This is a genomic window from Mycobacterium sp. SVM_VP21, from assembly GCA_024758765.1.
Lineage (GTDB): Bacteria > Actinomycetota > Actinomycetes > Mycobacteriales > Mycobacteriaceae > Mycobacterium > Mycobacterium heraklionense_C.
This window is the reverse complement of sequence record CP101406.1, coordinates 1,204,321-1,218,924: the sequence shown is the minus strand read 5'-3', so window position 1 is coordinate 1,218,924 and position 14,604 is coordinate 1,204,321. Positions and strand designations below refer to the sequence as shown.

Genomic DNA, 14,604 nt, shown 5'->3' with positions numbered 1-14,604 from the left:
CAGACATCCGGTGCGGTCTTGGGTCAAGATGGACCCATGGAATTTCGCTACCTGGGCAACTCCGGCCTGCAGATCTCGGAAATCACTTACGGCAACTGGCTCACCCATGGTTCGCAGGTTGAGAACGATGTCGCCACCGCGTGCGTGCACGCCGCGCTCGATGCCGGTATCACCACCTTCGACACCGCCGACGTCTACGCCAACGGCCGCGCCGAGGAGGTGCTGGGTGCCGCGTTGAAGGGGCGGCGGCGTGAATCGCTGGAGATCTTCACCAAGGTGTACTGGCCGATCGGGCCGGCACCGTTGGGCCGCAACGACACCGGCTTGTCACGCAAGCACATGATGGAGGCTATCGACGGGTCGCTGCGCCGGCTGGGGACCGACTACGTCGACCTGTACCAAGCACACCGCTATGACTCCTTCACCCCGTTGGAGGAGACCATGCAGGCCTTCGCCGACATCGTCCGGGCGGGCAAGGCGCTCTACATCGGTGTCAGCGAATGGACCCCCGACCAGATCCGCAACGCGCATGGGCTGGCCCGGCAATTGGGCGTTTCGCTGATCTCCAGTCAGCCGCAGTACTCGATGCTGTGGCGGGTGATCGAGCCGGAAGTGGTTCCGGTCTGCCGAGAACTCGGCCTGAGTCAGATCGTTTGGTCGCCGATGGCCCAGGGCGTGCTGTCCGGTAAGTACCTGCCGGGCCAGCCGCCGCCGGCCGGCTCCCGCGCCACCGACGAGAAGGGCGGAGCGAACTTCATCAAACGGTTCATGACCGACGATGTGCTGACCCGAGTGCAACAGTTGCAGCCGATCGCCGACGAGTTGAGTCTGACGACGGCACAATTGGCGATTGCCTGGGTGCTGCAGAACGACAACGTCGCCGCCGCTCTGGTCGGGGCGTCACGTCCGGAACAGGTGACGGAGAACGTCAAGGCCGCCGGCGTGCGGATCCCCGACGAACTGCTGGCCCGCATCGATCAGGTCCTGGGTGATGCGGTGACCAGCGACGGCGAACTGGTCGCCCGCTCCACCCCGCCTAAACGGTTGATCTAAACCGTCACACCCGGCACAGTATCTGACTGTGCAAGATCGCCAACCAGCCGTCTGGGTGATTGGCCCACTGCTGCCAGGCCAGTGAAATCGCCTGCAGCTTCGCCTGATCGGCGGTACCACTGTCGAGCAGTTGTTCGGCAATGGCCGATTGCAGGATCCGGTCGGCCCACATGCCGCCCCAGTGCTCCCGGTCGACGGGTGTGGCGTAACACGTCGCGCTGGTCGTCGGGGTGATGTCGGTGAACCCGGCCGCGTGCGCCCAGGCCAGCAGATGCCGGCCCGCGTCGGGTTCGCCGCCGTTGGCTCGCGCCGCGTCGCGGTAGAGGCGCAGCCAGTCGTCCAACTCCGCCGACGGCGGATACCAGGTGAAGGCCTCGTAGTCGCTGTCGCGCGCGGCCACCACCCCGCCGGGCTTGCACACTCGGCGCATTTCGCTCAGTGCGGTCACGGGGTCGGCGACGTGCTGTAGCACCTGATGGGCATGCACGACGTCAAAACTGTTGTCGGGGAACTGCAAAGCGTGCACGTCGGCCACTACGAAGTCGATGTTGTGCTGTCCCCGCTCTTGGGCGTACGCGCGGGCCAGATCCAGTGCCTCCGGGACCGGCTCGATGGCGGTCACCCGGCCCGGGGCGACGAGGGCGGCCAGATCTGCCGTGATGGTCCCCGGGCCGCAGCCGACGTCCAGCAACTGCAAGCCTGGCGAAAGCGACGCCAACAGATACGGCGCGGAGTTCTCGGCCGTGCGGGTGCGGTGGGCGCGCAACACCGATTCGTGGTGGCCGTGGGTGTATTTGGGCTCTGCGGGCTCAGTCACACCTTCAAACGGTACGCCGGTGAGCCCGGCGGACGCTCAAGACGGCGCGGGCTGACGGCCGCGCACCAGCCTGCCGGGCCGGGCCGTGGTGGGCTTGCCGTTCTCGGCGATGATCTCGCCGGAGACGATGGTCGCGACGTAGCCGTCGGCGGTCTGATCCAACCGGCGTCCACCGGCGGGGAGGTCATAGGTGACCACCGGCTTGTGCAGCCGCAGGTTCTGGTGGTCGATGACGTTGAGATCGGCCTTGTAGCCCACCGCGATGCGACCCCGATCGTCGAGGCCGGCGATCCGGGCCGGGATGGACGTCAGTTCGCGGATTGCCGCCTCGATGCTGAGCCGTCCGGATGCGCGGTCTCGGGCCCAATGGGTCAGCACATAGGTGGGAAAGCTGGAGTCGCAGATCATTCCGTAGTGCGCACCACCGTCGCCCAAGCCCAGCACGACGTCGTCGCGGCGCATCAGAGCGCTGACGGTGTCCAGTGAATTATTCTCGAAATTTGCCAGTGCATCGAGCAGGATCGCGTGCCCGCCGTCGTCGAGCAGCCGGTCATATACCTCCTCCGCGGGGGAGACGCCGCGTGCTTTAGCGCGTGCCGCAATGCTTTTCGATCGTTCTGGTTCGTAGTCGGGGTCATCGCCGAGCGGGAAAGTCCACTCCCAGGACTGGGCCAGATATGCGAGTGGGTTGGTAGGGATGATCGTCGGGCTGTCGGACAGAATCTGTTGCCGCACATCCGGTTTGCGCATCTCGGCGACCCGTTCCGTCAGCGGCAGGCAAGCGATCTTCTGGTAGCTCGGGTACAGCACGAATGGGTGGATGCTCAGGTCCAGCCCGATCATCAGTCCGATCGGGCGGGGAAAGATCTGCGCGGTGATCGCGGCTCCGGAGCCGTTGGCCTTCTCCACCATGGCCATCGCGTCACGCCAGAGTCGTGCACCGGCATTGCCGATCAGCAAGCTGAATGTGACGGGCAGTCCTGCTTCGGTAGCCGCGTCGAAAACTTGTTGCAGGACCGGCTGGTAGGTGCCTTCGGGTAGATCCGGGACGAACTGGATCAGCCCGCCCCCGCCGTCGGCCAGGCCGCGGCTGATCGCGAGGATCTCGGCGTAGGAGGCGTTGTAGCTGGGAATCTGGGTTCCGGTCTTGGTGCGGTGGGTCATCAACCGTGAGGATGAGAACCCCAGTGCGCCAGCCTCGGCGGCCTCTTGGGCCAGTCGGCGCATCTGTGCCAGATCTGCAGGTGTAGCCGGTTCGCGGTCGACCCCGCGCTGGCCCATCACGTAAACGCGAAGCGGTGAATGGGGTAGGAACGCCGCGACATCGATATCGCGCGGGCGCTGGTCAACGGCATCCATGAACTGCGGAAAGGTCTCCCAGGTCCACGGCAACCCGTCGGTCATCACCACGCCGGGAATGTCCTCGACGCCGGCCATCAGGTCCACCAGCACGTCGTGGTCGTCGATCCGGCACGGCGCGAAACCCACTCCGCAGTTGCCCATCAGAGCGGTCGTCACGCCATGCGCCGAAGAGGGATTGAGCCGATCCGACCAGATAGACTGTCCGTCGTAGTGCGTGTGCAGGTCGACGAATCCCGGTGTGACCAGCAGTCCGGTCGCGTCGATGACGTGGTGGGAATCGTCGGATATCTCGCCGATCTCAGTGATGACACCGTCGCGGACCGCAACGTCGCCGACGTAGGGTTGCCCGCCCAGTCCGTCGACAATCGTGCCGTTGCGGACCACGACGTCGAGGCTCATCTAGTCAATCTACGACCCGGCGGTTCCTCGTGCCAGGATGTATTCGTGATCGACCATGTGGGTATCAACTGCATCGACTACGCCAAATCACAGAAGTTTTACGACGCGGTACTCGATGTCTTGGGCTACACGCGGCAACTGGACGTCGGTGTGGCTGTCGGCTACGGACGTGACGGAAAACCGACGTTCTGGATTGCCGACGCCGGCGCGGGTGACGCCTCGGGGCCCAACCGCGAGGTCCACGTCGCGTTCAGCGCCGCTGACCCCGAGCAGGTGCAGGCGTTCTACGACACCGCAGTGAGATTGGGTGCCGAGTCTCTGCACGCGCCGCGGCTGTGGCCCGAGTACCACCCCGGCTACTTCGGCGCCTTCGTCCGAGACCCGGACGGCAACAACGTCGAGGCGGTCTGCCACCAGGCGTAGCGTCGGGCGGTATGACGGAGAACGACACAACCGCCGCTTTGCAGGCCCTGCTCCGCGACGCATTCACCCGGCTGATCGAGCACGCCGACGAACTCACCGACGGACTCACCGATGAGGTGGCCGACTATCGGCCGACGGCCCAGGCCAACAGCATCGCGTGGCTGCTCTGGCACAGCGCGCGGGTGCAGGACATTCAGATCGCCCAGGTCGCCGACGTCGAACAGGTGTGGACTCGCGACGGCTGGGTGGATCGGTTCGGCCTGGACCTGCCGCGGGATGACAGTGGGTATGGCCACAGCCCCGCCGAGGTCGCCAAGGTTCGTGCGCCGGCGGGCCTGCTGGCGGGCTATTACCGCGCCGTGCATCAGTTGACGCTGCGCTACCTCGACGGCGTCACCGCCGACGAGCTGGCTCGAGTCGTCGACACCCATTGGGATCCGCCGGTGACGGCGGGGGTCCGGCTGGTCAGCATCATCGATGACTGCGCCCAGCATCTGGGGCAGGCCGCGTACCTGCGGGGCTTAAAAAGCTAGGGCTCCCCCCAGACTTGACACGTGTCGAGGCCCGGTGCGATCCGGGTCACAGCTCGGACTAGCATGGCGCCATGACCGCCACCAACTCAGTTGCCGCCTTCACCGGCACCGGAACCGTGTTCAGCCCCGCCACCGGGGAGACTGCCGGCGAGGTCCAGTGGACCGACCCTGCTGACGTCGAAAAGATTGCGGCCGGACTGCGCACCGCGCAGCGGGAGTGGGAGCGCCGCGGCGCCAAGGGCCGGGCCAAGGCCCTGGCCCGTTTCGCGTTGTGGCTGGGCGAGCACCGGGATGAGATCGAGAAGCTGCTGATCGCCGAGACCGGCAAGTCCAGCACCGACGCCGCGCAAGAGGTGCCGCTGCTGATCATGATCCTGTCGTACGTGATCAAGGTGATGGACAAGGCGGTGGCCCCGGAGTCCCGGCCCGCGTCGCTGCCGGTGATGAGCATCAAGAAGATCGCCATCCATTACCGGCCGCGGCCGGTGGTCGGCGTGATCGCGCCGTGGAACTACCCGGTGGCCAACGCCTTGATGGATGCCATCGGCGCGTTGGCGGCCGGCTGCGCGGTGCTGCTCAAGCCGTCCGAGCAGACCCCGCTCACCGCCGAAGTCCTTCGTCAGGGCTGGCTGGCCTCCGGCGCCCCGGACGTGCTCGCGGTGGTGCAGGGTGCGCGCGAGGTGGCCGAAGCGGTGATCGACAACTCCGACTACGTGCAGTTCACCGGCTCCACCGCCACCGGGCGCAAGGTCGCCGAGCGGGCCGCAAGCCGGCTGGTGCCGGTCAGCCTCGAACTCGGCGGCAAAGACCCGATGATCGTGTGCGAGGACGCCGACATCGACCTGGCCGCGCACGCCGCGGTGTGGGGCGCGATGTTCAACGCCGGGCAGACCTGCGTGTCGGTCGAGCGGGTGTACGTACTGGAACCCGTCTACGACAAGTTCGTCGCCGCGGTCGTCCGCGACGTCGAGGCGCTGCAGATGGGCACCGGCGAAGGCAAGCACTTCGGCGCCCTGATCAGCGACCAGCAACTCTCCATCACCGAGCGGCACGTCAAGGACGCAGTGGCCGCCGGGGCGCGCGCGCTGACCGGCGGTGAACGCGCAGGCGGTCCGGGCAGCTTCTACCCGCCCACCGTGCTGGTGGACGTCGACCACTCGATGGCCTGCATGACCGAGGAGACCTTCGGCCCGACCCTGCCGATCATGAAGGTCGCCAGCGTCGACGAGGCGATTCGACTCGCCAACGACAGCGTCTACGGATTGAGCGCCTCGGTGTTCTCCCGTGACGTTGCGCGGGCCAAAGACATTGCCCTGCAGTTGGACTGCGGAGCGGTGAACGTCAACGACGTGATCTCCAACCTGATGTGCACGACGGCGCCGATGGGCGGCTGGAAGACCTCGGGCATCGGAGCGCGCTTCGGCGGTGTGGACGGCATCCGCAAGTTCTGTCGGCAGGAGACTGTCGTCGCGCCGCGCACCAACGTCGGTGCGGGCGGGAACTTCTACCACAACTCGCTGAAGACGCTGGCCCGAAGCAACCGGCTGATCACCAAGCTGGCGTTGGCGCGACCGCGCCGCACCGCGAAATAGTGCGCGTCTTCACCGCGACGCTGTTCTGGCTGCTGGCCACCGCAAGCCTTGCGGTGGCGCTGCCGACGGCATGGGCGCAGTACAACCTCATCGACGCCGACGGCTACGCGCGGTTGGCGGCCCGTGCCGCGGCTCAACCGGCCCTGCAGGATGCGGTGGCGGCTGAACTCAGTGCTCAGACGGTGCAGCTGATCCGGGGAAGTGGCTTCGGCATCGACCCGTCGGAGGTACGACAGGCGGCCCGCCAATTCACCTCCGGGCCGTCCTTTCCGGCGCAGTTCGTTCGGGTCAACCGGGACGGGCACGCGTGGCTCCTCAACGTCGGCGATCCCGGACCCTGGGAGATCGACGTGATACCGATGTTGCGTGACGACGCGTTTACGCAGCTGTTGTCCGACTACCCCATCACCCTGCCGGCGTCGTTGACGGTGCCACTGACGTCGACGTCCACCGAGGTCATGCGTCCCGGTGGGCTGCACCGGCTCGCGGTGTGGGGGCCGTTGCTCACCGTCGTGCTGGGCGCAATGGCCGGACTGTGCGCGATCCTGACGCTGATCGCGGCACGGCACCGTGGCAGGGCCTTGGCGAGCCTGGGTGTTTCGGCGCTGCTGGTGGGCGCGGTCGGCTGGTCGGGAGTCGAAGTGGCGCGGCGCCTCCTCGATCAAGTGCTCAGCCAGGCGACCGGCGACATTCGCCGGATCACCGATGCCCTCGCCGATGTGGCCGAAGGGAGCCTGCACCTTTGGCTCAATCTGACCCTGGCGGCCGGTGCGGTGTTGGTGCTGGTCGGGGTGGGAATCGCGCTGGCGGGCGGCCTGCGCAAGTCCTGAGTGTCGACCGAACGGTCGATACCGCACGGTGTGCACTGCTGCGACGATCTGGCGACTCACTTCATTCGGATGGAATTGCGCCGAGTGAGGGGCGGGCTGGCCGGCCGATGTCGGGGACCTCGTGGTGTAGGACACCAGCGCCGTCACCGGCTGGCCAGCGGTTAGCGTCCGGCGTGGTTGCCCAGCATCCGCCACAGGAACGAAAAGCTCAGCGCTGACTTGAACGCGGCCTGGGCGTTGTCGGCCGCACCGCCGTGTCCGCCCTCGATGTTCTCGTAGTACCAGACCCGATGCCCGGCGTCCTGCAGTGCCGCGGTCATCTTGCGGGCATGCCCCGGATGCACCCGGTCGTCTCGGGTGGAGGTGGTGATGAGCACCGGCGGGTAGGCGGTATCGGCGGAAATGTTCTGGTACGGCGAGTATTTACTGATGAACTCCCACTCGTCGGGATCGTCCGGGTCGCCGTACTCGGCCACCCAGGAGGCGCCGGCGAGCAGCAGATGGTAGCGGCGCATGTCCAGCAGCGGCACCTGGCACACCAATGCGCCGAACAGGTGCGGGTAGGCGGTAAGCATGATGCCCATCAACAACCCGCCGTTGCTGCCGCCGACGGCACCGAGCTGCTCGACGCGAGTGATGCCGCGATCTACCAGATCGGTTGCCACCGCAGCGAAATCCTCGGCCACCAAATGCCGGCCGGCGCGCATCGCCTGAGTGTGCCAGCCCGGCCCGTACTCGCCGCCGCCCCGGATGTTGGTCAGCACGTAGGTGCCCCCGCGCTCCAGCCACAGCCGGCCCAGCACGCCGTCGTAACCCGGGGTGCGCGCCACCTCGAATCCGCCGTAGCCGCCGAGCAGTGTCGCGCCGGTGGCGTTTGCCGGGCGCACCACGAAGTATGGGATCGCGGTGCCGTCTTTTGAGGTGGCGAAGTATTGGCTGATCTGCAGGCCGTCGGCATCGAAAAACGCGGGAGCCGACTTGATCTCGGTCAGCGTCCCATCCACGGCGCCGCGCAACAGCCGTGACGGACGGTTGAATCCGCTTGAGTCCAAGAAGATTTCGTCGCCAGTGTCGTCAGCGGCCGCGATCACGGTGTTGGTATTGGCCGGAACCTCAGCGACGGGCCGCCGCTGCCAGTCGCCGGGCCGGACCACTTCCACTCGGCTGGCCACGTCGTGCAGCGTGACCAGGATCAGGCGATCGCGGGTCCACGCGTAGTGATGCAGCGCGGTGTGGGCGTCCGGTTCGAAGACGACGCTGCACTGCGCTGTGCCGGCAAGGAATTCGTCGTAGTCAGCGGCCAACAACGAGCCGGCCCGATACGACGCGGTTCCGGTGTCCCAGTCGGTGCGCAGATCGATCAGCAGCCACTGCCGATGTACCGACACCGAGGCATCGGTAGGCGCGTCGATGCGGATCAGCTCGCCGTCGCGCAATTCGTAGACTTCGTCGTTGAAGAAGTCGATCGCCCGCGACACCATGGTTCGTTCGAATCCCGGAGTGCGATCGCGACCCGCGGCGACCACCACATCGGTGGCCGACCCGGTGAACACCGTCTCCGCCTGCGCCAGATCCTGGCCGCGGCGCCATCGCTTCACCATCCGGGGGTACCCGGAGTCGGTCAGCGAGTCGGGGCCGAAGTCGGTGCCCACCAAGACGGTGTCGTCGTCTTCCCAGCCGATCCGCGTCTTGGCCTCGGGGAGCTCGAATCCTTGGCCGTCTGGTCCGACGAATTCCCGTGTTGCCATGTCGAATTCACGTACCACTACGGCGTCCGACCCGCCGCGGGATAGCGAGATCAGGGCCCGGGTGTGGTGGGGTTCGATTACATTGGCGCCACCCCAGACCCAGTTCTCGTCGTCGGCGCGGGCCAGCTCGTCCAAGTCGATGACGACGTCCCACTCCGGGCTGTCGGTGCGGTAGCTGTCCAAGGTGGTGCGCCGCCACAACCCGCGCGGGTTGGTGGCGTCACGCCAGAAGTTGTAGAGGTACTCGCCACGACGTCGCACGTAGGGGATACGGGCGTCGGTGTCGAGTACCTCGCGTGCGGTGGCGCGCATCGCTTCGAAGTCATCGCCGGCGAACTCCTCGACGGTCGGATCGTTGTGCGCGCGCACCCAGTCCAGTGCGTCGTCGCCGGTGACGTCTTCCAGCCACAGGTAGGGGTCCTCGAACTGTTCGGCAGGCATGGAAGTCATTGTGACCGCGACGGTACTGTGAGTTGAGTAACACCCACGGCTAAGGAGCAGCATCGATGACCGTTTTCGCACGTCCGGGTTCCGCAGGCGCGCTGATGAGCTACGAGTCCCGCTACGGGAACTTCATCGGCGGGCAGTGGGTGGCGCCGGTCGGCGGTGAGTACTTCGAGAACACCACACCGGTCACCGGTCAGCCGTTCTGCGAGATCCCCCGCTCCACGGCGGCCGACATCGACCTGGCGCTCGACGCCGCGCACGCCGCCGCCCCGGCGTGGGGCAAGGCGTCCCCGGCCGAACGGGCGGACGTCCTGACCAAGATCGCCGACCGGATCGATCAACACCGCGAGCAGCTGGCGGTCGCCGAAGTCTGGGACAACGGCAAACCGGTCCGCGAGACGCTGGCCGCCGACATCCCACTGGCCGCCGATCACTTCCGCTACTTCGCCGCGGCGATCCGCACCCAGGAGGGTGCGCTGAGCCAGCTCGACAACGACACCGTCGCCTACCACTTCCACGAGCCGCTGGGTGTGGTCGGGCAGATCATCCCGTGGAACTTCCCGCTGTTGATGGCCGCCTGGAAGCTGGCGCCCGCCCTAGCCGCCGGCAATGCAGTGGTGCTCAAGCCGGCCGAACAGACCCCCGCCTCGATCCTGTTCCTGATGAGCCTGATCGGCGACCTGCTGCCGCCGGGAGTCGTCAACGTGGTCAACGGATTCGGCGTGGAGGCCGGCAAGCCGCTGGCGTCGAGCAACCGGATCGCCAAGATCGGCTTCACCGGCGAGACCACCACCGGTCGGCTGATCATGCAGTACGCCAGCCAGAACATCATTCCGGTCACCCTGGAGCTGGGCGGTAAGAGCCCCAACATCTTCTTCTCCGATGTGCTGGCGGCCAATGACGACTTCCAGGACAAGGCGCTGGAAGGGTTCGCCGGGTTCGCCCTCAACCAGGGCGAGGTGTGTACCTGCCCGTCGCGGTCGCTGGTGCAGGCCCCCATCTACGACGAGTTCTTGGAGCTGGCCGCCATCCGCACCAAGGCGATCCGCCAGGGCGACCCGCTCGACATCACCACGATGATCGGAGCGCAGGCCTCCAACGACCAGCTGGAGAAGATCCTGTCCTACATCGCGATCGGCAAAGAGGAGGGTGCCACCACCGTCACCGGCGGCGAACGTGCCGAGCTGGGCGGTGAGCTGTCCGGCGGCTACTACGTACAGCCGACGATCTTCGCCGGCCACAACAAGATGCGCGTTTTCCAGGAGGAGATCTTCGGCCCGGTGGTGTCGGTGACGTCGTTCACCGACTACGACGACGCGATCGCCATCGCCAACGACACCATCTATGGGCTGGCCGCCGGGGTGTGGAGCCGCGACGGCAACACCGCTTACCGGGCCGGCCGCGACATCCAGGCCGGGCGGGTGTGGGTCAACTGCTACCACGCGTATCCTGCGCACGCGGCGTTCGGCGGCTACAAGCAGTCCGGGATCGGCCGGGAGAACCACAAGATGGTCCTCGACCACTACCAGCAGACCAAGAACTTGCTGGTGTCCTACTCCCAGTCGGCGAACGGTCTGTTCTGATGGACGCACCGGACCGGGTGCTGATCACCGACGCGGCCACCGAACTGGTGGCGCGGCTGGTGGTGCGCCACGGTCCGGTGATGTTCCACCAGTCCGGCGGCTGCTGCGACGGCTCGGCACCGATGTGCTACCCCGACGGCGACTTCATCATCGGTGACCATGACGTGCTGCTGGGGATGGTCGATCCGGGAGTGCCGGTGTGGATCTCCGGGCCGCAGTTCGCGGCCTGGAAACACACCCAGCTGATCATCGACGTGGTGCCCGGCCGCGGGGCGGGGTTCAGCCTGGAGGCACCCGAGGGCATGCGGTTCCTGACGCGCAGCCGGGCCTTCACCGACGACGAGAACACGCTGCTGAAAACGGTCCCGGTGATCACCGGGTCGCTACCACGCTGACCGGCGCGAACACCGTAAAATCTGGTGGTGTGATCCCGCTGCCGCGCCCCTGGGTTTTGAGCAGCGCCATGCTGGTCGGGGTAGCGGTCGGCATCTTGGCCGGGATCGGCTTGAGTCTGGTCATCACCGCGCCGCTGCGCCCGGACGTCGCGATCACGCTGGTGCTCGGCGCGCCCAGCGTCGCGGGCCTGGTGCTGGTGTTCGCCTCCTCGCGTCGGTGGGTAACCACCCTGGGTGCGTTTCTGCTCGCGATGGCGGTCGGGTGGTTCGGCGCGCTGGCGGCGATTCAGGTGGTGTCGGGTGTCTGAGACCGCCGACACCGGGTCACTGCCCATGACCGAGCCGCATATGGCTCCGATCTTCGACACCGGGCCGCACCCGGTACCGCTGCCCGGGTCGGCCGAGCCGTTGGACGAACCGAACACCGGTGACGAGCCGATTCCGTCGCCCGACCCGGAAAGCCCCACGCCGGCGTCCGCGCTGCCGCCGGCAAAACCACCCAAACCGGTGGTCCTCACCGGCCAATACCAATTCCTGAAGTGGTGGCAGCTGGCGCTAGTGCTGCTGGCGGTGTGGGTTCCGGCAGCCGGGATCGGCCTGGGACTGTTCTCCTGGTGGTACAGCCTGGCCGACAAGACACCGGCGGTCTTCGTGCTGCTGGTCTATGCCGCGGTGTGTGTGGTCGCTGGCCTGATCGTGGCGATGGTGGGGGAGAAGCCGCTGCTGTCGGCGGTGGCAATTGCCTTGATGTCGGCGGTGTTCGCCGCCGCGGTCGCCGCTGCGCCGCTGTACGGGCACTACTACTGCCAGCATGTGAGCCGCTGCGTCGCCGGAATCATCCCGTACTGAGGTCAGCGGACCAGGCGATGATGCCCAGACCGCGCGGGTGCCCAATGGGAATCTGACGACGTGAACTCAGCGTGTGCGTCGCCAGATTCCCACTCACGGCCAGCACACCTGCAAAGGGTGTCTGGCAGTTGTCGCGGTGAGCCGGGCGCAACACCACATGATCCGAGCCCAATCGATGACGTGACTCATCCCGTACTGAACGGATTGGCCAGCCGAACGCCCTCGATCACCTGCCCGTCGTTGAGATCTTCAGTCCACAAAGTGTGGCACCGTAATTCGGCGGCACTGCGCACAATCATCGCGTCCCAGAAGGAGAGCTGGTGCCGAGTCGACCAGATCGCCGCGGCGACGACGTCGTCGGGCAGCGGGGAGTGGACCCGCCATCGGGACAGGCTCTTCAACCGTTCAGCTGCGGACTCGGGGCCGATCGGCTTGGCCACCTTGCGTGTCACGTTGACATAGAACTCCTGCAGGACCTGGATGCTCAGGGCACCGCAGTGGTCACGCCACAGCCGATCAACCAACGCGCGGGCTGCCTCATGCCGTTCACCGGCGCTCGCGTCATAGGCGTAGAGCAAGACGTTCGTGTCGACAAACTCCATGTCAGCGCTGGTGAAGGTCGTCCCGCGACCAGGTGATCGGCCCTATCTGAAGGCCAGCATCACCGTTCATCATCCGGCGTTCGAGGTCAGCCACTTCGTCATAGTCGCGCACCTCACCGACAAGTTGCTCAAGCAACCGTGCAACCAGGCTTGACACCGACATGTCGCGCTGAGCCGCCAACACCTTGGCGCGGCGAACCAGCTCCGCCGGCATGGTCAGCGTGATGTTCTTCGATGTCATGTGTTTCAGTGTAGCGCTGAAACACTCCCTAGGATCGGCACGCTGTTCGACCTGCCCACCGCCGCTGCCCCAGGGCCGGCCCGGCCCGATAGGGTGGGCGGGTGACCCACTATGACGTCGTAGTCCTCGGAGCCGGCCCTGGCGGTTACGTCGCGGCCATTCGTGCCGCCCAGCTGGGCTTGAACACCGCCATCGTCGAACCGAAGTATTGGGGCGGGGTCTGTCTGAACGTCGGCTGCATCCCCTCGAAAGCGTTGCTGCGCAACGCTGAACTGGCGCACATCTTTTCGCGCGAGGCCGACATGTTCGGGATCAGCGGGCAGGCCACCTTCGACTACGGCGTCGCGTTCGACCGTAGCCGCAAGGTCGCCGAGGGCCGGGTGGCCGGGGTGCACTTCCTGATGAAGAAGAACAAGATCACCGAGATCAACGGCTACGGGCGGTTCACCGACGCCCACACGCTGACAGTCGAACTCAACGAGGGTGGAACCGAGACCGTCACCTTCGACAATGCGATCATCGCCACCGGGTCCAGCACCCGGCTGGTGCCCGGCACCACGCTGAGCGCCAACGTCGTCACCTACGAGCAACTCATCCTGAGCCGCGAGCTGCCGAAATCGATCATCATCGCCGGCGCCGGGGCCATCGGCATGGAGTTCTCCTACGTGCTGGCCAACTACGGCGTCGACGTGACGGTGGTGGAGTTCCTGCCGCGGGCACTGCCCAACGAGGACGCCGAGGTCTCCAAGGAGATCGAGAAGCAGTTCAAGAAGCTGGGTGTGAAGATCCGCACCGGAACCAAGGTGGAAAGCATCACCGACGACGGGTCGACGGTATCGGTCGTGGTGAGCAAGGACGGTGCGACCGAGACGCTGCAGGCTGATAAAGTGTTGCAGGCCATCGGTTTTGCCCCCAACGTCGACGGCTACGGTCTGGAGGCGGCCGGCGTCGCGCTGACCGAGCGGCGCGCGATCGGGGTCGGGGAGTACCTGCAGACCTCGGTGCCGCACATCTACGCCATCGGCGATGTCACCGGCCTGCTGCAGCTCGCCCACGTCGCCGAGGCCCAGGCCGTAGTGGCCGCCGAGACCATCGCCGGCGCCGAGACCATGTCACTGGGCGACTACCGGATGATGCCGCGCGCCACGTTCTGCCAGCCGCAGGTGGCCAGCTTCGGGCTCACCGAGGAGCAGGCGCGCGCCGAGGGCCATGACGTCAAGGTGGTGAAGTTCCCGTTCACCGCCAACGGCAAGGCGCACGGGGTGGGCGACCCGAGTGGGTTCGTGAAGTTGATCGCCGACGCCCGCTATGGCGAGCTGCTCGGCGGCCACCTGGTGGGCCACGACGTCTCCGAGCTGCTGCCGGAGCTGACCCTGGCGCAGAAGTGGGACCTGACCGCGAACGAGCTCGCGCGCAACGTGCACACCCACCCGACCATGTCCGAGGCGCTGCAGGAGTGCTTCCATGGCCTGACCGGCCACATGATCAACTTCTGACGCAACGGATTGCGTTGTCGCGTAGCAATGATCCGGTAGAAGTGCCTGCAGGTAACAAAAACCGCGAAGGCTGAGCGCCATGGTTGTCCGGCCGGATGGCCGGTGGGCTGTTTGAGCGAGTTCCCGGGCTCACGTTGATTACCGCCCTTGGCGCCGAATAGCGCCTTGTGGCGGGGCTATGAGAAGCGTTCGCTCCCTCGGTCAGGTTCGAATCCTTCCGTTGCGATCAGCCGT

15 protein-coding genes are annotated in these 14,604 nt (G+C 66.4%); 10 read left to right on the top strand and 5 right to left on the bottom strand.

The features are described from left to right. The first annotated feature begins 36 nt into the window (after positions 1-36). On the top strand, positions 37-1,053 hold the full coding sequence (locus NM962_05975; protein UVO13650.1) for an aldo/keto reductase family protein: 1,017 nt from the start codon (positions 37-39) through the stop codon (positions 1,051-1,053). A 4-nt stretch (positions 1,054-1,057) separates the two neighbouring features. Here the strand turns inward: NM962_05975 and NM962_05970 are convergent, their stop codons facing one another. Then, positions 1,058-1,870, bottom strand: coding sequence for a methyltransferase domain-containing protein (locus NM962_05970; GenBank protein UVO13649.1), 813 nt, complete (start codon positions 1,868-1,870; stop codon positions 1,058-1,060). 36 nt (positions 1,871-1,906) lie between these two features. Then, the gene (locus tag NM962_05965) at positions 1,907-3,631 is read right to left on the bottom strand and encodes an amidohydrolase family protein (GenBank protein ID UVO13648.1); all 1,725 of its coding nucleotides are present in this window, start codon (positions 3,629-3,631) and stop codon (positions 1,907-1,909) included. 45 nt (positions 3,632-3,676) lie between these two features. On the opposite strand from NM962_05965, the gene NM962_05960 reads away from it, so the two are divergent. From NM962_05960 to NM962_05945, 4 genes are all read left to right on the top strand, one after another. After that, positions 3,677-4,054: a VOC family protein gene (locus NM962_05960; protein ID UVO13647.1), complete on the top strand. Its 378-nt coding sequence runs from the start codon at positions 3,677-3,679 to the stop codon at positions 4,052-4,054. 11 nt (positions 4,055-4,065) lie between these two features. Continuing rightward, positions 4,066-4,587: a mycothiol transferase gene (locus tag NM962_05955; protein ID UVO13646.1), complete on the top strand. Its 522-nt coding sequence runs from the start codon at positions 4,066-4,068 to the stop codon at positions 4,585-4,587. 71 nt (positions 4,588-4,658) lie between these two features. Beyond that, a complete protein-coding gene (locus tag NM962_05950; protein UVO13645.1) occupies positions 4,659-6,179 on the top strand; it encodes an aldehyde dehydrogenase family protein in 1,521 nt (506 codons plus the stop codon). Then, positions 6,179-7,009 carry a hypothetical protein gene (locus NM962_05945; GenBank protein UVO13644.1) on the top strand — a complete coding sequence of 277 codons (831 nt, stop codon included), beginning with the start codon at positions 6,179-6,181 and terminating at the stop codon, positions 7,007-7,009. Before NM962_05950 ends, NM962_05945 begins: the two co-directional genes overlap by 1 nt. Before the next feature lie 161 nt (positions 7,010-7,170). Here the strand turns inward: NM962_05945 and NM962_05940 are convergent, their stop codons facing one another. Next, complete coding sequence (locus tag NM962_05940) at positions 7,171-9,207, bottom strand: prolyl oligopeptidase family protein (protein ID UVO13643.1); 2,037 nt, start codon at positions 9,205-9,207, stop codon at positions 7,171-7,173. A gap of 56 nt (positions 9,208-9,263) precedes the next feature. Between NM962_05940 and NM962_05935 the strand changes: the two genes are divergently transcribed. Genes NM962_05935 through NM962_05920 form a run of 4 tightly spaced genes read left to right on the top strand, consistent with a single transcriptional unit; the run spans position 9,264 to position 12,031 of the window. Next, positions 9,264-10,787 (top strand): aldehyde dehydrogenase, encoded by a 1,524-nt coding sequence (locus tag NM962_05935; protein ID UVO13642.1) that lies wholly within the window; start codon positions 9,264-9,266, stop codon positions 10,785-10,787. Continuing rightward, positions 10,787-11,182 (top strand): DUF779 domain-containing protein, encoded by a 396-nt coding sequence (locus NM962_05930; protein ID UVO13641.1) that lies wholly within the window; start codon positions 10,787-10,789, stop codon positions 11,180-11,182. The genes NM962_05935 and NM962_05930 overlap by 1 nt, the downstream gene beginning before the upstream one ends. Positions 11,183-11,211: 29 nt before the next feature. Then, positions 11,212-11,490, top strand: a complete 279-nt coding sequence (locus tag NM962_05925) for a putative holin (protein ID UVO13640.1) — start codon at positions 11,212-11,214, stop codon at positions 11,488-11,490. Then, positions 11,483-12,031, top strand: a complete 549-nt coding sequence (locus NM962_05920; protein ID UVO13639.1) for a hypothetical protein — start codon at positions 11,483-11,485, stop codon at positions 12,029-12,031. The genes NM962_05925 and NM962_05920 overlap by 8 nt, the downstream gene beginning before the upstream one ends. A gap of 185 nt (positions 12,032-12,216) precedes the next feature. Here the strand turns inward: NM962_05920 and NM962_05915 are convergent, their stop codons facing one another. Continuing rightward, the gene (locus NM962_05915) at positions 12,217-12,633 is read right to left on the bottom strand and encodes a PIN domain-containing protein (GenBank protein ID UVO13638.1); all 417 of its coding nucleotides are present in this window, start codon (positions 12,631-12,633) and stop codon (positions 12,217-12,219) included. A 1-nt stretch (position 12,634) separates the two neighbouring features. Beyond that, positions 12,635-12,874 carry a BrnA antitoxin family protein gene (locus tag NM962_05910; GenBank protein ID UVO13637.1) on the bottom strand — a complete coding sequence of 80 codons (240 nt, stop codon included), beginning with the start codon at positions 12,872-12,874 and terminating at the stop codon, positions 12,635-12,637. Positions 12,875-12,975: 101 nt separating this feature from the next. On the opposite strand from NM962_05910, the gene lpdA reads away from it, so the two are divergent. After that, positions 12,976-14,370 carry a dihydrolipoyl dehydrogenase gene (lpdA, locus tag NM962_05905; protein UVO13636.1) on the top strand — a complete coding sequence of 465 codons (1,395 nt, stop codon included), beginning with the start codon at positions 12,976-12,978 and terminating at the stop codon, positions 14,368-14,370. The last annotated feature ends 234 nt before the right edge of the window (positions 14,371-14,604 follow it).